This is a genomic window from Kribbella sp. NPDC056951, from assembly GCF_042674205.1.
GTDB classification, from domain to species: Bacteria; Actinomycetota; Actinomycetes; order Propionibacteriales; family Kribbellaceae; genus Kribbella; species Kribbella yunnanensis.
In genome coordinates this window covers 35,765-58,483 of the sequence record NZ_JBHUQZ010000003.1, presented here as the reverse complement: position 1 = coordinate 58,483, position 22,719 = coordinate 35,765, and the positions used below count along the sequence as shown (strand labels likewise).

General features: G+C 68.0%; 22 protein-coding genes. 8 read left to right on the top strand and 14 right to left on the bottom strand.

The genetic code is table 11. From position 1 onward, the window contains the following. Positions 1 to 15: 15 nt before the first annotated feature. The 5 genes from ACFTSF_RS12995 to mptB all read left to right on the top strand — a co-directional run bounded on the left by ACFTSF_RS12995 (position 16) and on the right by mptB (position 5,730). Positions 16 to 1,620 (top strand): carboxylesterase/lipase family protein, encoded by a 1,605-nt coding sequence (locus ACFTSF_RS12995; protein ID WP_380154026.1) that lies wholly within the window; start codon positions 16 to 18, stop codon positions 1,618 to 1,620. A 22-nt stretch (positions 1,621 to 1,642) separates the two neighbouring features. Then, on the top strand, positions 1,643 to 2,263 hold the full coding sequence (locus ACFTSF_RS12990; protein WP_344164664.1) for a PadR family transcriptional regulator: 621 nt from the start codon (positions 1,643 to 1,645) through the stop codon (positions 2,261 to 2,263). Between the two features lie 163 nt (positions 2,264 to 2,426). Continuing rightward, positions 2,427 to 3,443 (top strand): ATP-binding cassette domain-containing protein, encoded by a 1,017-nt coding sequence (locus ACFTSF_RS12985; protein ID WP_380154025.1) that lies wholly within the window; start codon positions 2,427 to 2,429, stop codon positions 3,441 to 3,443. Beyond that, positions 3,440 to 4,237, top strand: coding sequence for an ABC transporter permease (locus ACFTSF_RS12980; RefSeq protein ID WP_380154024.1), 798 nt, complete (start codon positions 3,440 to 3,442; stop codon positions 4,235 to 4,237). The genes ACFTSF_RS12985 and ACFTSF_RS12980 overlap by 4 nt, the downstream gene beginning before the upstream one ends. 44 nt (positions 4,238 to 4,281) lie before the next feature. Further along, the gene (mptB, locus tag ACFTSF_RS12975; protein WP_380154023.1) at positions 4,282 to 5,730 is read left to right on the top strand and encodes a polyprenol phosphomannose-dependent alpha 1,6 mannosyltransferase MptB; all 1,449 of its coding nucleotides are present in this window, start codon (positions 4,282 to 4,284) and stop codon (positions 5,728 to 5,730) included. Here the strand turns inward: mptB and menD are convergent. From menD to menE, 3 genes are read right to left on the bottom strand one after another with little or no spacing between them, the layout of a single operon-like run. Beyond that, positions 5,678 to 7,318, bottom strand: a complete 1,641-nt coding sequence (menD, locus tag ACFTSF_RS12970; RefSeq protein ID WP_380154022.1) for a 2-succinyl-5-enolpyruvyl-6-hydroxy-3-cyclohexene-1-carboxylic-acid synthase — start codon at positions 7,316 to 7,318, stop codon at positions 5,678 to 5,680. The genes mptB and menD overlap by 53 nt on opposite strands. Continuing rightward, the gene (locus ACFTSF_RS12965; protein WP_380154021.1) at positions 7,315 to 8,241 is read right to left on the bottom strand and encodes an o-succinylbenzoate synthase; all 927 of its coding nucleotides are present in this window, start codon (positions 8,239 to 8,241) and stop codon (positions 7,315 to 7,317) included. The genes menD and ACFTSF_RS12965 overlap by 4 nt, the downstream gene beginning before the upstream one ends. Beyond that, the gene (menE, locus tag ACFTSF_RS12960; protein WP_380154020.1) at positions 8,238 to 9,317 is read right to left on the bottom strand and encodes an o-succinylbenzoate--CoA ligase; all 1,080 of its coding nucleotides are present in this window, start codon (positions 9,315 to 9,317) and stop codon (positions 8,238 to 8,240) included. The genes ACFTSF_RS12965 and menE overlap by 4 nt, the downstream gene beginning before the upstream one ends. A 36-nt stretch (positions 9,318 to 9,353) precedes the next feature. Here menE and ACFTSF_RS12955 point away from each other — a divergent pair, with 36 nt between their 5' ends. Continuing rightward, on the top strand, positions 9,354 to 10,226 hold the full coding sequence (locus tag ACFTSF_RS12955; RefSeq protein ID WP_380154019.1) for a 1,4-dihydroxy-2-naphthoate polyprenyltransferase: 873 nt from the start codon (positions 9,354 to 9,356) through the stop codon (positions 10,224 to 10,226). A 130-nt stretch (positions 10,227 to 10,356) separates the two neighbouring features. Here the strand turns inward: ACFTSF_RS12955 and ACFTSF_RS12950 are convergent, their stop codons facing one another. Both ACFTSF_RS12950 and ACFTSF_RS12945 read right to left on the bottom strand, forming a co-directional pair. Next, entirely contained in the window at positions 10,357 to 11,472 is a 1,116-nt protein-coding gene (locus ACFTSF_RS12950; RefSeq protein ID WP_344164688.1) for a PLP-dependent cysteine synthase family protein, read from the bottom strand. A 70-nt stretch (positions 11,473 to 11,542) separates the two neighbouring features. Then, the gene (locus ACFTSF_RS12945) at positions 11,543 to 12,172 is read right to left on the bottom strand and encodes a M23 family metallopeptidase (protein ID WP_380154018.1); all 630 of its coding nucleotides are present in this window, start codon (positions 12,170 to 12,172) and stop codon (positions 11,543 to 11,545) included. Positions 12,173 to 12,313: 141 nt separating this feature from the next. Here ACFTSF_RS12945 and ACFTSF_RS12940 point away from each other — a divergent pair, with 141 nt between their 5' ends. Both ACFTSF_RS12940 and ACFTSF_RS12935 read left to right on the top strand, forming a co-directional pair. After that, positions 12,314 to 13,333 carry a M48 family metallopeptidase gene (locus ACFTSF_RS12940; protein WP_344164697.1) on the top strand — a complete coding sequence of 340 codons (1,020 nt, stop codon included), beginning with the start codon at positions 12,314 to 12,316 and terminating at the stop codon, positions 13,331 to 13,333. Positions 13,334 to 13,648: 315 nt separating this feature from the next. After that, entirely contained in the window at positions 13,649 to 14,131 is a 483-nt protein-coding gene (locus ACFTSF_RS12935; protein ID WP_380154017.1) for a GNAT family N-acetyltransferase, read from the top strand. A 59-nt stretch (positions 14,132 to 14,190) separates the two neighbouring features. Here ACFTSF_RS12935 and ACFTSF_RS12930 read toward each other — a convergent pair whose 3' ends face one another. From ACFTSF_RS12930 to hemL, 9 genes are all read right to left on the bottom strand, one after another. After that, positions 14,191 to 15,732 (bottom strand): MFS transporter, encoded by a 1,542-nt coding sequence (locus ACFTSF_RS12930; protein ID WP_344164703.1) that lies wholly within the window; start codon positions 15,730 to 15,732, stop codon positions 14,191 to 14,193. Between the two features lie 57 nt (positions 15,733 to 15,789). Then, positions 15,790 to 16,392 carry a TetR/AcrR family transcriptional regulator gene (locus ACFTSF_RS12925; protein ID WP_380154016.1) on the bottom strand — a complete coding sequence of 201 codons (603 nt, stop codon included), beginning with the start codon at positions 16,390 to 16,392 and terminating at the stop codon, positions 15,790 to 15,792. 170 nt (positions 16,393 to 16,562) lie between these two features. Next, complete coding sequence (locus ACFTSF_RS12920) at positions 16,563 to 16,814, bottom strand: DUF4229 domain-containing protein (RefSeq protein WP_344164709.1); 252 nt, start codon at positions 16,812 to 16,814, stop codon at positions 16,563 to 16,565. A 1-nt stretch (position 16,815) separates the two neighbouring features. Beyond that, positions 16,816 to 17,802, bottom strand: coding sequence for a c-type cytochrome biogenesis protein CcsB (ccsB, locus tag ACFTSF_RS12915; protein WP_380154015.1), 987 nt, complete (start codon positions 17,800 to 17,802; stop codon positions 16,816 to 16,818). Continuing rightward, positions 17,799 to 19,382, bottom strand: coding sequence for a cytochrome c biogenesis protein ResB (locus tag ACFTSF_RS12910; protein ID WP_380154014.1), 1,584 nt, complete (start codon positions 19,380 to 19,382; stop codon positions 17,799 to 17,801). Before ACFTSF_RS12910 ends, ccsB begins: the two co-directional genes overlap by 4 nt. Before the next feature lies 1 nt (position 19,383). After that, a complete protein-coding gene (locus tag ACFTSF_RS12905) occupies positions 19,384 to 20,127 on the bottom strand; it encodes a cytochrome c biogenesis CcdA family protein (RefSeq protein WP_380154013.1) in 744 nt (247 codons plus the stop codon). A gap of 4 nt (positions 20,128 to 20,131) precedes the next feature. Then, positions 20,132 to 20,698: a redoxin domain-containing protein gene (locus ACFTSF_RS12900; RefSeq protein WP_380154819.1), complete on the bottom strand. Its 567-nt coding sequence runs from the start codon at positions 20,696 to 20,698 to the stop codon at positions 20,132 to 20,134. After that, on the bottom strand, positions 20,698 to 21,321 hold the full coding sequence (locus tag ACFTSF_RS12895) for a histidine phosphatase family protein (protein WP_344164852.1): 624 nt from the start codon (positions 21,319 to 21,321) through the stop codon (positions 20,698 to 20,700). Before ACFTSF_RS12895 ends, ACFTSF_RS12900 begins: the two co-directional genes overlap by 1 nt. Positions 21,322 to 21,358: 37 nt before the next feature. Further along, positions 21,359 to 22,678 carry a glutamate-1-semialdehyde 2,1-aminomutase gene (gene hemL / locus ACFTSF_RS12890; protein WP_380154012.1) on the bottom strand — a complete coding sequence of 440 codons (1,320 nt, stop codon included), beginning with the start codon at positions 22,676 to 22,678 and terminating at the stop codon, positions 21,359 to 21,361. Positions 22,679 to 22,719: the final 41 nt, after the last annotated feature.

Genomic DNA, 22,719 nt, shown 5'->3' with positions numbered 1-22,719 from the left:
CGGAAGAAGACCGTGATGATCAAGATGGGTTCAGTACTCGCCATGGCCGTCGGCACGCTGCTCGCGGCCGGTCCGGTCGCGACCGCGGCCGCTGCCGACGGGCCGGTGGTCGTGACGGACAAGGGCGCCGTCCGCGGCAAGCTGATCCACGGCGTACGGGAGTTCCAAGGCATTCCGTACGCCGCTCCGCCGGTCGGTGCGGACCGCTGGGGCTCGCCCCGCCCGGCCGCGGCCTGGCGCACTGTGCGCGACGCGACCAGCCCGGGCGCCGCATGTGCGCAGAACGCCGGCATTTTCGGCGAGAAGGCCAGCACCAGCGAGGACTGTCTGTTCGTCAACGTGACCAGCCCGCGGCAGGCCCGCAAGCTGCCGGTCATGGTGTGGATCCACGGCAGCGGCTACCGGAACGGGTCGGGTGCGATCTACCGGCCGTACGACCTGGTGAAGCGCGGCGACGTAGTGGTCGTGACTATCAACTACCGGCTGGGCATCTTCGGCTTTCTCGACCACCCGGCTCTCGACGGTACGACGGCGCGGAACCGCTCCGGCAACTTCGGGCTGGAGGACCAGCAGGCCGCATTGCGCTGGGTCCAGCGGAACGCTGCGGCGTTCGGCGGTGATGCGCGCAACGTGACGGTCTTCGGTGAGTCGGCGGGAGGCATGAGCACCTGCGCCCAGCTGGCGTCGCCGGCCGCGGCCGGACTGTTCCAGCGAGCGATCGTGCAGAGCGGCCCGTGCACGGTCAACAACTGGACCGAATGGGACGGCACGCCCAGCTGGAGCACCAGCTGGTTGCCGCGGCCGCGTGCGATGGCTGAGACGCAGGGTGTGTCGGTAGCAACCGACCTCGGCTGTGCCGACACCGCTACCGCAGCGGCCTGCTTGCGCGGTCTGTCGACCGAGCAGCTGCTGACCAAGTCGGAGTACGGGTTCGCACCGGTGTACGGCGGTGGCGGGGTGCTCCCGCTCGCCCCGGTCGACGCACTGACCAGCGGACGGTTCAACAAGGTCCCGGTGATGCAGGGGATGACTCGCGACGAGTACCGCACGTTCGAGGCGGCACAGCAGCAGTACGGCGTCCCTCCGATGAAGGACGAGGCCGAGTACGCCGCCCGTGTCACCGCCTATGTCGGTACGGCGAAGGCGGCGCAGGTGCTGGCGCACTATCCGGCCGCGAACTATGGCTCGCTGAGTGAGGCCTGGTCGGCTGTCGTCACCGACGCCAACTTCGCGCGGTCTGTGAGCGATGTCAGCCGGGCCCTGCGCCGACAGGTGCCGACGTACGCCTACGAGTTCGCCGACGCGAACGCCCCCTGGGTGGCGAACAGCCCGCAGCCCACCTTCCCGACCGGTGCGTTCCACGCCGCTGAGCTGCAGTACCAGTTCGATACCGATTACTTCGCCGGTCGGCAGCTCACACAGTCGCAGCAGCAGCTCGCCGACCAGATGACTCGCTACTGGACCCAGTTCGCCCGGACTGGTACGCCGAACGGTCCCGGCTCGCCGCACTGGTCCCCCACTGACGGCAACACCGCCCAGAGCCTGGCCCCCGGTCGCGTGCAGCCGATCAACTTCGCCGCCGATCACCAGTACGCGTTCTGGCAGGCCATCTACCGCTAAGGCACGGAATTACACTGCGGACATGTCCACCACGCGTTTGCTGCTGCTCGGGATCGTCCGGATCTTCCAGCCGGCCTACGGGTACCAGCTGCGCCGCGAGCTGCTCACCTGGAACGTGCAGGACTGGGCCAACATCAATCCGGGGTCGATCTACACAGGACTGCGGACGCTGGCCAAGCACGGGTACCTGGCCGAGCTCGAGGAAGGTCCAGGGCACCGGCCCGGGCGGACGTCGTACAAGCTCACAGTGGACGGCGAGACCGAGTTCTTCTCGCTGCTGCGACACCACCTGTGGGCGGTGGACGGTTTCCACCCGGACCGGATGCAGGCCGCGCTCAGCTTCCTGTGGACCCTCCAGCGCGACGAGGTGCTGACCGCACTGGAGGCGCGGATCGCCCAGATCGAGGCCCGGCTGAAGGCGGCCCCGTTCAACGAGCGGCAGATCCAGACCGACCCCGGGACGCCGAACCAGGTCGTCGAGATGCTCCGCATCGCCGCCGCCCGCGACCGCGGCGAGCTCGACTGGACCCGCGAATTCCGCGACCGGGTCGCCGCCGGCGACTACTCGTTCGCCGGCGAACCACCCGACTGGAACCCGGACCCCGCCCTCATCGCCGAATGGCGCGACCGCCCCACCCCCTAGCCCCTCCCACCCCGTCTGGTGGGTACACCCATCGGGTGGTGGGTTGGCCCACCGGATTCGCGTTGGCCAACCCACCGCCGGATGGGTCTACCCATGAGGGGGGAACCATTGACGGCGGATATTCAACTTTGACTATTCAAGGTTGATTGAGCAGACTGTCTACATGATGATCGAAGCTCGCGGACTCGTCCGCACGTTCAAGACCCGGCGGGGGCCGGTGCAGGCGGTTCAGGGGGTGGACCTGGCGGTCGCCGACGGCGAGATCGTGGGTTTCCTCGGGCCCAACGGGGCCGGTAAGACGACGACGATGCGGATGCTGGCGACCCTGATCCAGCCGACCAGCGGTACCGCGACAGTGGCCGGGTGCGACCTGGCCAAGGACCCGGTGGGCGTCCGCCGCCGGATCGGCTATGTCCCGCAGAGCGGGTCGACACTGCCCGAGGCGATCGCCGGTGACGAGGTCGTCGACCACGCCCGGTTGTACGGCGTACCGAAGGCCGAGGCGGCCGCGCGCGGCCAGCGGCTGTTCGAGGAGCTGGATCTGCAGGGACTGTGGCGTCGGCAGTGCAAGACGCTGTCCGGTGGGCAGCGGCGGCGGCTCGACATCGTGATGGGGCTCATCCACGACCCCAAGCTGATCTTCCTGGACGAGCCGACCACCGGCCTCGACCCGCAGGCCCGGGCGAACCTGTGGGAGCACATCCGCGGGCTGCGGGCGCGTGGCGCGACGATCTTCATCACCACGCACTACCTGGACGAGGCGGACGCGCTCTGCGACCGGATCCTGGTCATCGACCACGGCAAGATCGTCGGCTCCGGCAGTCCGGAGGAGCTCAAGCAGCAGGTCTCCGGCGACGGCGTCCGGCTGGAGCTCGCCGACGCCGCGCAGGCGCCTGCGGTGAGCAAGATCGTGCGTGAGCTGGACGGTGCCGTAGAGGTCGAGGCCGACGGTGACTCGGTCGGCTTCCGGATCCCCCGTGGTGGTGCGGTGCTGCCGAGCCTGCTGCGGTCGATCGATGCCCAGGGCATCGAGTTGGAGGGGGTCGAGGTGCATCGACCAACGCTGGACGACGTGTTCCTGACGATGACCGGGCGGTCGCTGCGAGACGAGGACGCGCCTGGCGCGGATGCGCCGCAGGACGCGGCCGGCTCGGCCGCTGGGAAGGGGGCGGCGGCATGAGCGCCGACACCATGAGCGTGGCCCGCGGCAGCAACGTGTTGCGGGAGACGTGGATCGTGTTCAACCGGGCGATGCGGTTGTCGCTACGGAACCCGATGTGGTCGATCCTGATGCTCAGCCAGCCGCTGATGTACCTGTTCCTATTCGGTCCGCTGCTGAAGCCGATCACCGCGCAGATCAGCGAGGGCGCGACCACAAACGCGTACCAGGTGTTCATCCCCGGTCTGATCGTCCAGCTCGGCATGTTCGGCGCGATGTTCGTCGGCTTCGGGCTGATCGCCGAGTACCGGGCCGGCGTGATCGAGGCCGACCGGGTGACCCCGGCATCCCGCATCGCGCTGATGGCAGGCCGAGTACTGCGGGATGTCGTCGTACTGGTCGCGCAGTCGGTGCTGCTGCTCTTGGCGGCGCTGCCACTCGGGCTGCGTGCGCCATGGAAGGGCGTGCTGCTGTCACTGGTGATTGTGGCGCTGCTCGGCGCGACGTTCGCGTCACTGTCCTACTCGGTGGCGCTCATCACCAAGAGCGAGGACGCACTGGCCCCGCTGCTCAACGGGATCGCCATGCCGTTGCTGCTGCTGTCCGGCATCCTGCTGCCGATGCAGATCGGTCCCACGTGGTTGCAGCGGCTGTCTGACATCAGTCCGCTCAAACACGTGGTCAACGGCGTCCGGGCGATGTTCCGGGGTGAGGTCGCCAGCAGTGCGGCGCTCTGGGGGCTGTTCTGGGTCGTACTGCTCACTGTCGTCGGCCTGGCCGTCGGAGCTCGTACCTTCCGGAAAGAATCCGCTTAGCTTCTGTTCATCAGTAGGTCGCACGGCCGGAGTAACGTCCGGCCGTGCGCTCACCTTTGATCCGTGGACTGGTGGGCTCTGTCGTCGTCGCCATAACCAGTCTGGTGACCTCGGTGGTGCCTCCTTCGTCATGGGTGGCGACGTTCCCGGTCACCGGCGATCTGCGCACCACACTGGCCGGCCGGATGATCGCACTGGCGTTCATGGTCGCCGGGCTCGGGCTGATGGCGTGGGCGTGGCTGGAGGTCGGCCGCAACGTCATGGCCGGGCAGAAACCGCGGCTCGTGCGCATGGCGACGTACTGGAGTCTGCCGCTGCTACTGATCCCGCCACTGTTCAGCCGGGACGCGTGGAGCTACGCGGCCCAGGGGGCGTTGGTGGCCGAGGGTTTCGACCCCTATGCGGTCGGTCCGGCCGCACTGTCCGGCCCCATCGTCGAGGCGGTCGACCCACGGTGGATGGAGACACCAGCGCCGTATGGGCCGTTGCCGCTCGCGTACGGCGGTCTGGTGGCTCGCCTGACCATGGATCCGTACGTGCTGATGCTGGCGCATCGCCTGCTCGCCGTCATCGGCATCGTGCTGATCGCCTGGACCGTGCCGCGGCTGGCGAGGGCCTGTCGGGTCGATCCGGTATTCGCGACCTGGCTGGTGGTCGCCAACCCGATGCTGCTCATGCACGGGATCGGCGCTGCCCATAACGACATCCTCATGCTCGGTCTGGCCTGCAGCGCCTTCGCACTGGCCCTCACAGGCCACTGGGGTACGGCGGCGGTCGTGGCCGGGATCTCTGCCGCTGTGAAGCTCCCTGGTGGGCTGGTGGTGATCGCTATTGCCGCAGTGATGAGTCCTCTGGCCGGACGGCTGTCGCGGTTCGCCAGTCTGGCTCTGGCCGGCGTGGTGTCCGTTCTGTCGCTGGTGACGATCGGTGCGTTCACCGGTGTCGGTTCGGGCTGGCTGAACGCGCTCGACGTACCAGGGCTGGTTCGGTCACCGTTCTCGATCGCCAACCTGGTCGGGGACGCAGCCCACGGCGTACTGGCTCTGTTCGGCCAGGACACTGCGGCGGAGCAGTCTCTGGAAGTTGTGAAGCTGGCCGGAATGCTTCTGGCGATCACATTGATCGCCGTACTGAGTCTGCGGTCGTCGATCCACCATGCGGCGCGTGCTGTCGGCATAGCGCTGCTGGCGATCGTGCTGCTCGGTCCGACAGCGCATGACTGGTACTTCCTGTGGTGTCTGCCGTTCCTGGCCGTCGCCCGGCCGGGGCGGCGGCTGGTGACCACCATCGCTGCGGTCAGCCTCATCTTCACGATCGCTGCGCCGCTGAACTCGTCACTGCGCGGTGCGACCATTCCGATCCTCACCACGACCGCACTGGTGATTGCGGTCGTCGCACCGCTGCTCAACCGGCTGCGCAAGCTGCACCCGGCACGTGTGGTCAGACGGACCGAACTGCCGCAACCAGCTCCGCAGCCAACGGTCGATGCGTAGTCCGCGGCACGCGGGCCTCGATCACGTCCACACCGGCCACCGTGGCCGCCAGTGCGGCCTGTAGGTCCGCAGCGTTCTCCACCAGCTGGTACGGCGTTCCAGTCGCCGCGCAGAGTGCGCCCAGGTCGGTGTTGTGCGGCGTACCGAAGACGCGCTCGAAGTGCGACGCGTGCGTCGGGTCGCCTTGCTCGAGGGTGGAGAAGATCCCGCCCCCGTTGTCGTTGACCACGACGATCCGCAGGTCTGGGCGGGCCTCGTCCGGGCCGATGATGAGGCCGTTCGAGTCGTGCAGGAAGGCGAGGTCGCCGATCAGCGCGTACGTCGGCCCTGCGTTCGCGAGGGCGGCACCGATCGCGGTCGAGATGGTGCCGTCGATCCCGGCCAGACCGCGGTTGGCGATGGTCCGGATCGGGACGACCGGAGCCAGGTCGAGGTCGCGGACCGCGTTCGAGGACGCGACCACGAGCATGCCGTCGGCTCCGGCGGCAGCGCCGACGATCGCGGCGATCCCCGGTCCGGTGAGGTCGTCGGCGAGCAGTTTGTCGATCGCCGGGCGGGCGATTTGGTCGGCCTGCTGCCAGCGTTCCAACCAGTTGGTTACATCCGGTCCGGCCACCTCGAGCCCGGTGACCACGGCCGCGGCACGGCGAGCAGGGTCGGGCCAGAGCCCGGTCGGCGCGACCACGATCACCTCGACGTCGGCGCGCGCCAGCAGCTTGGAGATCGGCCGGGACAACGTCGGGTGCCCGAACACCAGCACCCGCTCGATTTCATTCGTGAGATCGCTTGCCTGCAGCAACAACCTGTAGGCCGAGATGACCGCGGGCCCGGTCCTGGACCGGCTGGACGGTTCGGCGAACAGCGGCCAGCGACCACCCTCGGCCGCCAACCGCGCCGCCTGCGAGGCCCCGTCGCCGGCAACGACCACGGTCTTCGGTCCAGGCGCCACAGTCGACGGCTGACCAGCTGCTGCGTGCACTGCGGTCCACGGCCCAGTACTGCGACCATCCAGCGGCTCGGGCCAGTCTTCACCTGCAGTTGGCACTAGCGGTTCGGCGAGCGGGCAGTTGAGCTGCACCGGCCCTGGGTCGGCGTTGCGAGCACCTGTGGCATTGGCCACGGCCCGTGCGACCTGTGAGCGCCAGTACGCGACCTGGCCGAATTCTCGGACCGGAGTGCCCATCTCGTGGAACAGTCGCACAGATGAGCCGAAGACCTTGAGCTGATCGGTCGTCTGGTTCGCTCCGGCACCACGGAGTGCGGGCGGCCGGTCCGCGCTCAGCACGATCAAAGGCAGTCCGCTGTGCGACGCCTCCAGGACAGCCGGGTGCAGGTTCGCGACCGCCGTACCGGACGTCGTCACCACTGGCACCGGCAGACCGGTACCGCGGATCAGACCAATGGCCAGGAAACCCGCCGTACGCTCATCGATCCGGACGTGCAGCCGCAGCCGGCCGGTGCGGTCCGCTTCGGCCAGAGCGAGGGCTAGGGGGGCGCTGCGGGAGCCTGGCGAGACCACAGCCTCCCGGACACCACAGCGGATCAGCTCGTCGACCACCACGGTGGCGAACGCAGTGGACGGGTTCATCGGGCACTCCTCTGTTGCACTCGGGTCAGGCGGTCTTCCCACGCCGCAGTCCGCTCCGGGTCGGCCCGGTTGGCTTCGAGCTGGTCCGGCTGCACCCGCTTGACCGGCAAGAAGCCGTCCACCGGCAGCAGCGGGTCGCTGACCACTTCGCTGGTGAACATGGAGACCGTGGCGAGGCCGCAGGCGTACGGGAGCTCCGGCAGAGCAGCTGCGAGGGCAATCCCGGCAGCGATACCTACTGAGGTCTCCAGGGCGGACGAGACGACGACCGGGAGACCGATCTGTTCCGCGATCTCCAGGCAGGCGCGGACGCCGCCGATCGGTTGCACCTTGAGCACCGCGATATCGGCCGCGTCGAGCTTCTTGACCAGCAAGGGATCCTCGGCCCGGCGGATCGACTCGTCCGCGGCCACGAGCACGTCGGTCCGCCGCCGTACCGCGGCCAGGTCCTCGACCGCGGCACACGGCTGCTCGACGTACTCGAGATCGAAACGGGACAGCTCGGTCAATGCGTGCAGAGCCTGATCGACCGACCAGAGGCCGTTGGCGTCGATGCGCACTTGACCATTACCGATCGCATCCCGCACGGCTTCGACGCGCTCGAGATCGTCTTTGAGCGTTTGACCAGGCTCGGCAACCTTCACCTTGGCGGTACGGCAACCGGATGATCGAACGATCGCTGCGGCCTTCTCGGGGCCGACTGCGGGGACAGTGCAGTTGACCGGTACGACGTCGCGCAGTGGGGCCGGCCAACCGTCGTACGCGGCCTCATGTGCGGCGCGCAACCAGGAGACGGAGGTGGCGTCGTCGTAGTCCAGGAACGGGCTCCACTCCGCCCAGCCGGCCGGGCCCTCGAAGAGCATGCCTTCGCGGACGGTGATGCCACGGAACTTGTTCTTCAGGCCGATCGAGTACGTGATCACAGCAGTGCCTGCCGATCTACCTTGCCGGAGGCAAGCATCGGGAGTGCGTCCAGGTGATGCACTTCGCGTGGGGCCCACGTTCGGGGCAGTACTTCGGCGACAAAGTCCCGCAGCTCGGCCAGGCCCGGTTCACCTACGACATACGCGACCACTCGGGTCCCCCACTCCACATCGGGTACTCCCAGGACCACAGCGTCCTTCACATCTGGATGTTCGAGCAGTCGCGCCTGCACGGTCGGCAGGGTGACGTTGACTCCCCCGGAGATCACTACGTCGTCGATGCGACCGATGACTTTTAGTTGGCCGTCGACGAGCTCACCCCGGTCCTGGGTGCGGAACCAGCCGTCCTGCAACACCTCTGCGGTCAGCTCAGGCTGCAGGCGGTAGCCGGAGAACAGCGTGCTGCCCTTGATCAGGATCCGGCCGTCATCGAGGTCGATAGACGTCCCAGTGAGCGGCTGACCGGCGTACACGCACCCACTACCTGTCTCGGTCATTCCGTACGCCGGGATCGCGGTGACGCCGGCTTCGGCCGCACGGGTCTTCAGCGCAGCCGGAGTGGCCGCGCCACCGATGATGATCGCGTCGAAGCTGCGTAACGCGTCCAGGTCGGTGTCGAGGTACCGGGCCAGCTGAGTCGGCACCATCGCGGTGTAGCGACGGGAGCCAGTCATGGTGGCTGCTGCCTCGCTGAAGCTGTCCTGGAGTAGTACCGGCGACTGACCGGCCACCACGGATCTGGTGAGGATCTGCAGACCGCCGACAAAATATGGCTTCATCGGCAGCAGCCACTGCCCCGGTCCCCCGAGCCGCTCATGCGTAGCCTCGGCCGACGCCACCAGCGCGTCCCGGGACAGCAGCACTCCCTTGGGCTCACCGGATGACCCCGAAGTGGTCAGCACGACCGCACAGTCGTCCTCCAACGGCCGGTCCGGCGCCGCAGCCCGCCGTACCCGCTCCGCAGCCGCCAAATCCGCCGGTACCGGGGCAAACGGCGGGCCGCTGCCATCCAGTACGCCGGTCAGCGCGCGGAGCACGGCGTCCGGCGTACCGGGGACCAGATGGAGGGTAGACATGTCAGTCCGAGCGTACGGCTGAAAGAATCTCTGTCCATGGCCACCCCTGCGCAGTGGATCGAAGGCGCGCGACCCCGCACACTCCCCGCCGCCGTAGCTCCCGTCCTCGTCGGAACCGGAGCCGCGGCGTACCTGGACGCCTTCGCCTGGTGGAAGGCCCTGCTCGCTCTGGGCGTCGCCCTGGCCCTACAGATCGGCGTCAACTACGCCAACGACTACAGCGACGGCATCCGCGGCACCGACGAGGTCCGAGTCGGCCCACTGCGCCTGGTGGGCTCCAAGGTCGCCACGCCGGGACAGGTGAAAACCGCAGCGTTCACCTGCTTCGGTGTCGGCGCCGCACTAGGCATCATCCTCTGCGCCACCTCCAGCTGGTGGCTCCTGGTAGCCGGCGCCGCCTCCCTCATCGGTGCCTGGTTCTACACCGGCGGCAAGCGCCCCTACGGCTACCGCGCACTAGGCGAGGTCAGCGTCTTCCTCTTCTTCGGACTGGTCGCCGTACTAGGCACCACCTTCGTCCAAGCCGAAAAACTGAGCTGGGTCGCAGTAGCCGGTGCTGTGTCAGTCGGCGCAATCGCCTGCGCCCTCCTGGTCGCCAACAACCTCCGCGACATCCCCACCGACACCGTCACCGGCAAGCGCACCCTGGCCGTCGTACTAGGCGCAGCCCGCTCCCGAAAGCTCTACGCCGCCCTAGTAGCCCTAGCCTTCCTCCTGGCCATAGCCTCCGCCTTCGCCACCCCCTGGGCCCTACTAGCCTTCATCGCGGTCCCGCTAGCCATCAAGGCCATCCGCACAGTCCTCAGCGACGCCGTAGGCCCCGCCCTGATCCCCGTCCTCCAAGCCACCGGCCTAACCGAACTCCTCTACGCCATAGGCCTAACCGCCGGCCTCTTCATCGCCTCGTAGCCCGGACCTCATTACCGCGGCGGAGGGCACCAAGAGTCGGGGCCGTGAACAGGTTGTGGTGGGCGTAGACAAGGCGTTACCTGTTCAGACCCATCGCCAGGTCTCCACACCCCCGGGTGCTGGCGAGCGACTACTGGGGTTCAGCCCACTCGCCGGTGGTGGCGAAGGTGTCGAGGGTGGCTAGGTACGGGGTGATGTCGATTCCGCTGGTGCGGAGCCAGGCTTCGTCGTAGTAGGTGTTGCCGTAGCGTTCGCCGCTGTCGCACAGGAGGGTGACGATGCTGCCTCGGGTTCCGGTACGGCGCATTTCGGCGGCCAACCGCAGCGAGCCCCAGAGGTTGGTTCCCGTGGAGCCGCCGACCAGTCGGCCGGTGACTCGGGAGCAGAACTGCATGGCGGCGATGGAGGCGGCGTCGGGGACGGCGATCATGCGGTCGACGACGCCGAGGACGAAGGAGGGTTCGACGCGGGGGCGGCCGATGCCTTCGATGCGGGAGGGGCGGCCGGTGGCGAAGTCGTTGTCACCGGATTCGAAGGCGGGGAAGAAGGCGGAGTTCTCGGGGTCGACGACGGCGACCGAGGTGTCGTGGCGCTGGTAGCGGACGTAGCGGCCGATGGTGGCGGAGGTGCCGCCGGTGCCGGCGCCGACGACGATCCAGGTCGGGACCGGGTGCTGTTCGAGCGAGAGCTGGTCGAAGATCGACTCGGCGATGTTGTTGTTGCCGCGCCAGTCGGTGGCGCGTTCGGCATACGTGAACTGGTCCATGTAGTGCCCGCCGGTCTCTTCGGCCAGGCGCTTGGCCTCGCCGTAGATCTGGCCGGAGCGCTCGACGAAGTGGCAGCGGCCGCCGTAGAACTCGATCAGCTCGATCTTCTCCGGGCTGGTCGAGGCCGGCATCACCGCGACGAACGGCAGCCCGAGCAGCCGGGCGAAGTACGCCTCACTGACCGCGGTCGACCCGCTGGACGCCTCGATCACCGGCGTACCCTCGCTGATCCACCCGTTGCACAGTGCGTACAGGAACAGCGACCGCGCCAGCCGGTGCTTGAGCGACCCGGTCGGGTGCACCGACTCGTCCTTCAGATACAGGTCCACACCGGTAACAGCCGGCATCGGGAACACGTGCAGATGCGTGTCCGCACTCCGGTTCGCATCCGCCTCGACGATCCGAACCGCCTCCGACACCCAGGCGCGCGCCTTGTCGTCCCGACGGTCCACCTCACGACACACCCCGCTGTCACTCATGCGCAGCAGGCTAGGTGCTCCGTCAAGATTTAGGTATTCCGAGCGCGCCTGGGGGCCGAAGCGAACCGATTCAGCAGTCGCGGATGCGGCTGTAGCCGGCCGGGCCCGGGTACTCGACCCAGGTGCTGGTGCCGAAGAGGGCGGCTACTACGACGCCGTCCTTGATCTGTTCGTAGTGGAGGTGGGGGCCGGTGACGTTGCCGGTTTCGCCGACGCGGCCGATCTGGGTGCTGTCGGTGACGGTGGCGCCGACGCCTACTGCGCGGCTCTGCAGGTGGGCGTAGAGGGTGTGCCAACCGTCGCCGTGGGCGATCTCGATGTAGTTGCCGTAGCCGCCGGCGTCGTACGCCGAGCGCACCACGGTGCCTGCAGCGCTGGTCTTGACCGGCTTGCCCAGGTCGTCGCGGCCGGCGCCCCAGTTGAGGTCGACCGACCAGTACGACGGGCTGTGGCCGGAGCGGCTCGCACCGGACCAGGTCTCGTTGCAGCGGAACGGCACTCGGAGTAGCGGACGCGCGAGCGGCGCCATGTCTACCTGGGCGCGGACCGCAGCGGCTTTGGCAGCCGGTACGGCGGCTCGCTGGGCCATGTAGCTCGTCGGGGCCGGTGCAGGGTCGCCGGTACCACCGGCGCCGGCGGGGAGTGCCGGTGTGAGTGTCAGGGCAGCCAAGGCGACTGCACTGAGGACAGGGCGGATCATGTCGTCCTCCAGGGGCGGTTGGAGAGTTTGTCCTCACTAGCGTGACAGTCCGCGTTTGCAGTTACCCGCAATCCGGCCAAAGTCGGTCAGACCCCCGGAGCGAGCTACCTTGGGACGCACACGACGACCTGTGGGGGAATGATGACCAACAACGAGGACCGGCCGACCAGGAGCAGGGTCACGCTGACGGACATCAGTTCGCGCGCGTGGGAGCACCCGGCGGACCGGGGCGCTCTGGTGGCGCTGCGGCAGCTCAAGGGGTTCGACTTCGTGCTGCGGAAGATCTCCGGGCTGATCGACGAGCGCGCCGTGCGGCTGCAGTTCCTCGGATCGGCGATCCGGGTCGACGAGCGCCAGTTCCCGCGAGTGCACCGGCTCTACACCGAGGCGGGCAGCACCCTCGACGTACGGCAACTGCCGGAGCTCTACATCACCAACAGCCCGATCTGGAACGCGTTCACCATCGGTCTGGACAAGCCGATCATCGTCGTCAACAGCGCCCTGCTGCAGGGGCTCGACGAGGAGGAGCTGCGGTTCATCCTCGGTCACGAGCTCGGGCACGCGCAGAGCGGTCACGCGCTGTACCAGTCGCTGCTTTTCTGGCTGATGCGTCTGACCGGTGCGATGAACTGGATGCCGATCGGCGCACTGGGCATCCGGGCGATCATCGCCGCGCTGCACGAGTGGTCGCGCAAGGCCGAGCTGTCCGGCGACCGCGCCGGGCTCCTCGCCGTACAGGACCCGGCTGTCGCGCTCCGCGTGCAGATGAAGCTGGCCAGCGGCGGTCAGCTCGCCGAGCTCGACACCACCACCTTCCTGGCGCAGGGCACGGAGTACGAGAGCTCCGGCGACCTGCGGGACAGCGTGCTGAAGCTGCTGCTCCTCGAGGCGCAGTCGCACCCGCTGGCCGTCATCCGCGCGCACGAGCTGCGCCGCTGGGTCGACGAGGGCGAGTACACGACGATCGTCTCCGGCGACTACCCCAAGCGCCAGGACGACGCCACCGCCTCGATGTCGCAGGAGGCGAAGAACGCCGCCAAGTCGTACGGCGACGCTTTCGCCCGCTCGCAGGATCCGCTCGCCAAGCTGCTGCGCGATCTCGGCGACGGCCTCGGCGGCGTCCGCGACTGGGTCTCCGACAAACTCCGCCCCCCGCGCTAACCACCCGCTCCCCCCACCAACCCCGCACCCCTCAGGCGCGGGGTCTCCCCTTCCTGCCCCACCCACCCCACCCCGCTCATTCACCACAACCCCCCAACTCGATGGATATCCCCTCACCTGGGGGGTTGCCCACTGAGAATCTGAGCAGGCAACCCCCCACCTCCGTGGATATCCCCTCAGCTGAGGGGTTGCCCGTCGAAATCGGGGGTTGCCCCGCGAGATGGGGGGTTGCCTATCGGGATGGGGGTGTGGAGCGGGGTGGGGTGGTGGGAAATGTGGGTGCGGGGTTGAGGGTGGTGGGGGATGCTGGGCGGCATGGTTGAGGTTCGGGAGTTGGGGTCCGGCGACTGGGAGGTTTGGCGCGAGCTCAGGCTGGCGGCGCTGGCCGACGCGCCGTACGCGTTCGGCTCGAAGCTGGCGGAGTGGGTGGATGCACCCGAAGAGAAGTGGCGGGCCCGGCTGGAGCTCGCTGGGTCCCGTAACGCGGTCGCCTACCTCGACGGTACGCCGGTCGGCATGGCCAGCGGCGTTCCCGGGGACGCGGACGGCGTGGTCGGGCTGATCTCGATGTTCGTCGCGCCGGCCGGGCGTGGGAAGGGCGTCGGCGAGCTGCTGATGGGTTGGGTCGAGGACGGCGCGCGGACCGGCGGTGCCCACACCCTCGAGCTGATGGTTGCTGAGGGCAACGAGAAGGCGATCGGGCTCTACGAACGCAGCGGGTACGTCGTGACCGGCAGCCAGGAAGAGGTCGACGGCGACCGCGTCCTGCGGGAACTGATCATGCAGAAACGCCTGTAGACAGAGAAAGACCCGCTTCCCCCCTCCCGGGAAGCGGGCCTTTCAGCAGGCGGGGCCGGTCAGCCCATGTGCACCGGGGTCTTGCCGTCGCCGGCGAGGTCCTTGTGCTTGACCGACAGACCGATCAGGGTAATGATCGCCGATCCGAGGGCCAGGAAGGTCGACCAGAGGAACGCCCGGGTGAATCCGTGCGTGGTGGCCACGGCCTCGAACTGCTTCTGCAGTACGCCGATCTGCTCCGGCGACTGCCCGGCCTCGGCGGCCTTCTGCAGGCCCGGGGCCAGCTCGGTGAACTTGTCCTTGATCGCGTTGGTGGAGACCGTGCCGAGCAGCGCCAGGCCGATCGCACCACCGATCTGCTGGACCGTGTTCAGTACGGCGGAACCCACACCCGAGTCCTCGTCCGCGACACCGCTGACCGCGGTCAGCGTGAGCGGCACGAAGATCAGGCCCATGCCGAAGGACAGCAGCAGGATGAACGGCAGCAGGGCGGTCACGTACGACGAGTCGACCTCGAGCCGGCTGAATCCGAACATACCGGCCGCGACGAACAGTCCACCGGCACCGGAGATCCAGCGCGGGTCCATCTTCGCCACCAGGACCGAGGCGAGCTGCGCCGCGATCACGATGCCGACACTGAAGGGCAGGAAGGCGAGACCGGTCACGATCGCGCTGTAGCCCATGATCGCCTGCACGAAGATGCCCAGGAAGTAGAACATCGAGAACATCGCCGCACCGACGATCAGCATCACGAAGAAGCTGACCCCACGGGTCCGGTTCGCGAGGATCCGGAACGGCATCAGCGCGTGCCGCGAGCGGGCCTCGATCAGCAGGAACACCGCGATCAGCGCCACCCCGGCGATGATGAAGGCCAGCGTCCAGGTGTCACCCCAGCCCTTGGATCCCGCGCGGGTCAGACCGTAGACCAGCGAGGTCAGACCGACGGTGCCGGTGATCGCACCCGGCAGGTCGAACTTGCCCTTCTGGCGTGCCGACTCCCCCAGGTACCGGAAGGCCAGTACGGCGACGATGATGCCGATCGGCGTGTTGATGAAGAAGGTCCAGCGCCACGACACCTCGGTCAGCGCGCCACCGAGGATCAGTCCGACGGCCGCACCGGCCCCGGACATCGCGGCGTACACGGCCATCGCGCGGTTGCGCTCTTTGCCGGCCGGGAAGGTGGTGGTGATCAGGGCCAGCGCGTTCGGCGAGGCAGCAGCCGCTGCGACGCCCTGCAGGATCCGGCTGGCGAGCAGCACGCTCTCGCTCTGCGCGATACCGCCGACGAACGATGCCACCCCGAACAGGACGACACCGAAGATGAACACCTTGCGGCGGCCGAGGATGTCACCGATGCGGCCGCCGAGCAGCAGCAGGCCGCCGAAGGCCAGCGCGTAGGCGTTGACCACCCAGGTGAGCGTGGCGTCGGTGAAGCCCAGGGCGTCCTTGATGTGCGGCAGGGCGATGTTGACGACGGTGCCGTCCAGCACCACCATCAGCTGCGCCATGCTGATCAACGCCAGCGCGATACCTAGGTTGCGGTGACCGTGTTCGGTCACCGTGTCGGTCGGGCGATCGCCCTTCACGACGTCTTCGGACATGGAAAATTTCCCCTCTTGCGCAGTGCCTCACGGATGCGCCGACCAGCCCCTCGCCGGTCAGCTTGCCTGCGACCCCCGCGCCGCAGGCAGGATGATGTGGTCGATCACTCGGAGGATCAGTTCCTCGGTCGGCTGTTCGCCGAGGATGTAGGCCTGGTGCACGATCACGGCCGGCAGTGTCACCGAGAGCATCTCGATGTCGACATCCGGCGCGATCTCACCGCGGGCGACCGCCCGGGTGTACACCCCCGCACTGATCGACTGCCGCGGTGCCAGGAACCGCTCCCGGAACGCCTTCTGCAGATCGGCGTCGCGGTGCAACGCCGTCACCAGCCCGGCGATCACCGACATCGGCAGTTCGTCGGTGAACCCGCCCTCGCCGCACGACATCGCGATCAGGTCGCCCCGCAGGCTGCCGGTGTCGACATCCTCCGGGAGCGGGCAGCCCTTGGTCCGGCTGATCGCGTCCACGACCAGATCGGCCTTGGTCGACCAGCGCCGGTACAGCGTCGCCTTGCTGGCCTTCGCCAGCGTGGCGACCGAGTCCATGGTCAGCCGGTCGTAGCCCAGCTCGGCCAGCACCGTGACGGTCGCCTCGAGGATCTCTTCCTCGCGACCACCCTCGACCCGCGGCCGCTGCCGTGCAGTTTCGATCATCATCACCCTGAGTAAGCGTCCGATTGCAGATAGAACGAAACCGTTTCGTTCTATCCACCACGTTACGCCTCATGTGAACGAATGCACAAAAGATTTTCGGGGAGCAGAAAAGTGGCGTGCGTCACTGTCCGTACCACTCGATGCAGTGGTACGGCGTCAGCAGCGGGGCACCGCTACTGGTCGTCCTCGGCGGTCCGGGCCTGCTCGATCCGCTGCGACATCTTGCCGGCGCGGTGCTCGATCTTCCCGGCCAACCGGTCCCGGGCGGCCCGGAGGACGAAGATCGACAGGATCGAGGAGATGATCAGCGCCACCAGCAACAGCGGGAAGACGCTCAACTGGTTCCGCAGCGGGAAGTAGAGCACCGCGAAACAGATCGCGAACAGCCCGGCCCGCAGGCCGGTGTAGATGGCGAATTCCTTCACGTCACACCCCGGCGTACGAGTGCAGGCCGGACACGAGCAGGTTCACGCCGACGAAGTTGAAGATGAAGACGAACCAGCCGATGATCGCGATCGTCGCGGCCCGGCGGCCCCGCCAGCCCGCGGTCGCGCGAGCGTGCAGGTAGGCGGCGTACACGACCCAGGTGACCAGCGACCAGACCTCCTTGGGGTCCCAGCCCCAGTACCGGCCCCAGGCGTACTCGGCCCAGATCGGTCCGGCGACCAGTACGCCGAAGGTCCACAGCGGGAAGGCGAACGCGAGCACCTTGTACGCCGTACCGTCCATCGCCTCGGCACTCGGCAGCCGGCGCAGCGCGGCCGACATCGAGCCGCCGTCCAGCGCTTTGCGCTCGGCGCGGGCCTTGATCAGGTAGAGCACGGACACCAGGCCGCCGACGGTGAACGCGCCACCGGAGATCGCGGCCGCGGACACGTGGATGACCAGCCAGTACGAGTGCAGCGCCGGAACCAGCGGACCGGCCGGCGTGTAGAGCGCAAGCGTCGCAAGCCCCAGTACGGCGGCCACTACCAGCGTGACCGGGAGTCCCAGCCACTGCAGCCGGTACCGCTGCACGAACGCGAGGTACACCACCGCGACCGCCAGGGACGCGGTGATGGAGAACTCGTACATGTTGCCCCACGGCACCCGGCCCGCGGCAAGCCCACGGGTCAGCACACCGGTGAGGTGCAGGCCGAAGGCCAGGCAGGTCAGCAGCACGCCGATGCGGCTGGCCGCAGCCATCCGCGCGGACGGCGCGTTGTGGTCGACCGGGCCGACCGCGGCCGCCGTCGTACCGCCCGAGGCCGGCTGTCCATCGGAGGTCACCAGGACCTGCGCTTCAGACTCCACCTTCACAACAGCGCGGCCCATCGCCCACTCGGACGCGTGCGAGACCATCGCGATCGCGTAGATGACGGTGGCCGTCGGAATCAGCAGGTTGGAGACCTGTGCGTAGCTCTCCGGACTCATGGCTTCTCCTGCGCGTCAGGTTGGGGTTTCAGAGCGTTGCTGATGGCCTGCAGTTCGTCGCCGAGCCCGCGTTCGGGACCCCGGTCCAGGCCCGCGACCTCGACCACGGTACGCCCGTCCTCCTCGCGGACCCGCACCCAGGTACGGCGCGGGTGGATGAACAGCGAACCCATCAGGCCGAGGATCATCAGCACGACGCCGCCGAGCGCGAGACCGGTCCCGGGGGTGTGGCTGACCTGCAGCTTCACCCAGCGGGAGTACCCGTCGAAGGTGATCGAGCCGGCCTTGTCGGGCAGCGTGAGGCTGTCACCGGGCTTGAGCTGGAAGCGCAGTTTGTCGCCGTCCTTCTCGAACTGGGTCAGCTTGTTCTTGTCCAGTTGGTACACCGACTCCGGCTTCCCGGTCTCCGGCTGCGGACGGCCGTAGAAGCCCGTCATCACCAGCGCCGGGTTCAGATCGTCGGGGAAGACCGAGCGCGGGCCGAGGTCGTCGATGACCGCGGTCGGCAGGAAGAAGCCTTCGAAGCCCAGCGTGACGGGTCGCGCGTCCGGAGCCTTGATCACACCGAACGACGAGAAGTTGCCGTCCTGCGGGAGGAACGGCGCCGGTCCGGAGAACGCGACCTGTCCGGTGCCGTCCTTGACCGTCACCTTCGGCGCGTAGCCGTGGCCGAGCAGGTAGACGCTGCTGCCGTCGAGCTTCAGCGGGTGGTTGACCCGCAGGTCGTACGACTTCTCCGGCCCGTCCGGCGTCTCCTGGTAGGTGACGTCCGCGTTGAACTCGCGCGCGGCGCCCTTCTGCGGACCGCTCTCCTGGAACTTCGCCTCGAAGTCCTTGACGGTCAGCGCGAACGGCGGCAGGTCGTTCTCGGAGTCGAACGCCGAGCCTGACGTGAAGTCGTCGTACTGGGCCAGCGAGTTGGCGAAGCCGTTGCCTACGACAACCAACACGGTGCCGCGGTAACCGAACAGCGAACCCCAGGCGACGCCGATCAGCGCAAGGATCAGGGAGAAGTGGAAGAGCAGGTTGCCGGCCTCGCGGAGATAACCGCGTTCGGCGCCGATCGCGCCGTCGTACGACTCGACCCGGAAGCGGCGCCGACGCAGCTCGCGCGTCGCAGCGTCCAGGACACCGTCGGCGGACTCGACCGTGAAGCTCTCGTAGCCGGCCAGGCGGTTCAGGTTGCGCGGCGGCTTCGGCGGGCGGGAGCGGACGGCCTTCAGGTAGACGCCGAGGCGCGGGACCACACAGCCGATCAGCGAGATGAACAGCAGCAGGTAGATCGCCGAGAACCAGGCCGACTTGTAGACGTCGAAGAGGCCGAGCTTGTCGTAGAACGGCCCGAGCTTCGGGTGCATCTCGAGGAAGTCGGCGACCTTGATCGGGTCGACCCCGGTCTGCGGGATCAGCGAACCCGGGACCGCGCCGAGCGCGAGCAGGAACAGCAGCACCAGCGCGGTCTTCATCGACGTCAGCTGTCGCCACGTCCAGCGCAGCCAGCCCTTGAGCCCCATCGCCGGCAGGTCCGGCCGCCCGTCCGGGCTCGAGCCGGCCGCGATCCGATCCTCGACCTCGGTCATCTCACACCGCCGACCCGAAGTTGGCCACCCATTGCCGCAGGTCCGCGGTCATCACATCCCACACTCCTGTCAGCAACAGCACGCCGACGCTGATCATCAGTACGCCGCCGATCCGGATCACCAGCACCTGGTGTTTGCGCACCCACGCGACCGCGCCGAGCATGCGCCGGAACGCCAGCGCAGCAACGATGAACGGGATGCCGAGCCCGAGGCTGAACACGCCGGCCAGCAGTGCTCCGCGGCCGACACTTCCCTCGGTCGTGGCCAGCGTCATCACGGTTCCGAGCGTCGGCCCGATACAAGGCGTCCAGCCGAAGCCGAACAGGATGCCGAGCAAGGGTGCGGCCGCGATCCCGACCGCCGGAACCCGGTGCACCCGCAGATCCTTCTGCAGGAAGCCCACTCCACCGAGAAAGACCAGGCCGAGTACGACGGTCGCGCCGCCGAGCACCTTGGTGATCAGGCCTTGATGGTCGATGAGCAGGTCACCGGCCTTGCCGAACACCACTCCGGTCAGGATGAACACGGCCGAGAACCCGGCCACGAACAACGCCGTACCGGCGAGCATCCGGCCGCGCTGCTTCGAGCCAAGCTCGGCCGCCGACAGCCCGGTCACGTAGGACAGGTAGCCGGGGAGCAGTGGCACGACGCACGGTGAGAAGAACGAGATCGTGCCGGCCAGCACCGCGATCGGCAGTGCCACCAGCATCGAGCCCGTCATGGCGTCGGCGAACCACTGACCCATCAGCTCAACCAGCGTCCTTGACCATGCCGAGCAATGTGTCCTTGGTGATCGGCGCGATCGCGCGGGCCGCGACCTTGCCTTCCTTGTCGATCACGAGCGTGGTCGGGATCGCCTTCGGCGAGATCTGACCACGGAACCGCAGCACGGCCTTGCCGGACGGATCGTAGATGCTCGGGTAGGGAACCTTGAACTCCTGCTGGAACCTGCGCGCCGGGGCCGGATCGAGGTCGCGGGTGTTCAGTCCGACGAACTGCACCGACGTCCCGAGCTCCTCCGCGGCCTTCACGAAGTCCGGGGCCTCCTGGCGGCACGGTGGGCACCAGGAACCCCAGACGTTCAGTACGACGACCTTGCCGAGCTGGTCGGACAGCGTCCACTTCTTGCCGTCGAGGGTGTCGCCGCTGAGCGTCGGGGCGGGCTTGCGGTCGCCCTTGGCGAAGACCGACACGTTGCCGTTGCCGCTGACGAAACCGGACTGACCCTCCCGGTTCTGCGCCGACTGCTGGCCGGTCGTGCACCCGGTGACCAGCAGCACGCCTGCGATCAAGAACGCCGTACGACGGGACTTCATCACGCGCCGCCGACGAACTTCTTCGGGTTCTTCACCGGCAGCAGGTCCTTGGCCGGTTCGGAGTAGCCGACCGAGACGATCGACTCACCGTGGAAGGTGAACGAGGTCACGCTGGCCAAGCTGCACTGCCGCTTGCGCGGGTCGTGCCACAACCGGCGGCCCTCGATCGCGGACCGGACGATCCAGATCGGCAGCTGGTGCGACACGATCAGGGCCTCGTGCCCGGCGGACTTCTGCCGGGCGGTCTCGATCGCGTCCCGCATCCGGCGGACGATCTGCTGGTACGGCTCACCCCAGGACGGCTTCACCGGGTTGCGCAGCAACCACCAGGCGCTCGGGTTCTTCAGGGCGCCGTCGCCGACGCCGAACTTCTTGCCCTCGAACAGGTTCGCCGCCTCGATCACCCGCTCGTCGATGTCCGGGGTGAGACCGAAGGTCTTGGCGATCGGCTCCATCGTCTCCTGGGCCCGCTCCAGCGGCGAGCTGACCAGGTGCACGATGTCGCGGTTCTTGACGTGCTCGGCCACCCGGTCGGCCATCTGGCGACCGAGATCGGACAGGTGGAAATCGGGGATCCGGCCGTAGAGCACGCCGGTCGGGTTGTGCACCTCGCCATGACGCATCACGTGCACGACCGTGGTTTCGGTCACTGCTTGCCTTTCAGTTCTGTACGGCGGCCGCTGCCGCGGCTGCCGGTGCGAGGGCGGACTCGATCTCGGCGAGCCCGTCGTCGTCGATCGCGCTGCTGACGAACCAGGCCTCGAACGCGCTCGGCGGCAGGTACACCCCGCCGTCCAGCATCGCATGGAAGAACGCACCGAACCTCGGCAGCACCTGAGCGCCCGCATCACCGAAGTTCTTGATGACGGCATTCTCCTCAGACTCCACGAAGAAGACGCTGAAGAGGTTCCCGGCCGCCTGAATGACGTGCGGCACACCTTCCTTGTCCAGCGCGGTCCTCACGAGCTCCTGGATGGTGAGCGCCGTCTGGTCGAGTTTTGCGTAGACCTCATCGGTCGCGAGCCGCAGCGTGGTCAGACCAGCAGTGGTGGCGATCGGGTTCCCGGACAGCGTCCCGGCCTGGTAGACCGAGCCCTCCGGAGCCAAGTGGGCCATCACGTCGGCGCGACCGCCGAACGCCGCGGCCGGGAAGCCGCCGCCCATCACCTTGCCGAACGTCATCAGGTCGGGCCGAACGCCGTCGACGCCGTACCAGCCGGACTTGGTGATCCGGAAGCCGGTCATCACCTCGTCGGAGATGAACAGCGCGCCGTTGTCCGTGCAGGTCTTGGCGAGGAACGCGTTGAAGTTGTCGCGCGGCGGAACGACACCCATGTTGCCTGGTGAGGCCTCCGTGATCACGGCCGCGATCTGGTCGCCGTACTCGGCGAAGGCGGCGGTGACGGCGGCCTGGTCGTTGTACGGCAACACGATCGTGTCGGCGGTGGTCGCTTCGGTGACCCCCGGCGTACCGGGGATACCGAGCGTGATCACGCCGGAGCCGGCCTGGGCCAGCAGCGCATCGACATGACCGTGGTAGCAACCGGCGAACTTCACGATCTTCGCGCGCCCGGTGAACCCGCGGGCCAGCCGGAGCGCCGACATCGTCGCCTCGGTCCCGGACGAGACCAGCCGCACCTTGTCGACCGGCGTACGCGCGACGATCTCCTCGCCGAGCAGCACCTCCGGCTCGGTCGGAGTCCCGTACGACGTCCCACGGGCGACCGCGGCCTGCACGGCGGCCGTCACCTCGGGGTGCGCGTGGCCGAGCAGCATCGGGCCCCAGGAGCAGACCAGGTCGAGGTAGCGGTTACCGTCGACATCGGTGATGTGACTTCCGTCACCGTGAGTCATGAAGCGCGGCACGCCGCCGACGGCGCGGAACGCCCGGACGGGAGAGTTGACTCCACCCGGGGTGACAGCGGAGGCCCTGTCGAAGAGCGCGGCGGACTGTTCTGTGTGGTCGGGCACGACGGCCATTGTTCTCTACAGACCAGTGCATCCGGTGGGCGGGCGGCAGG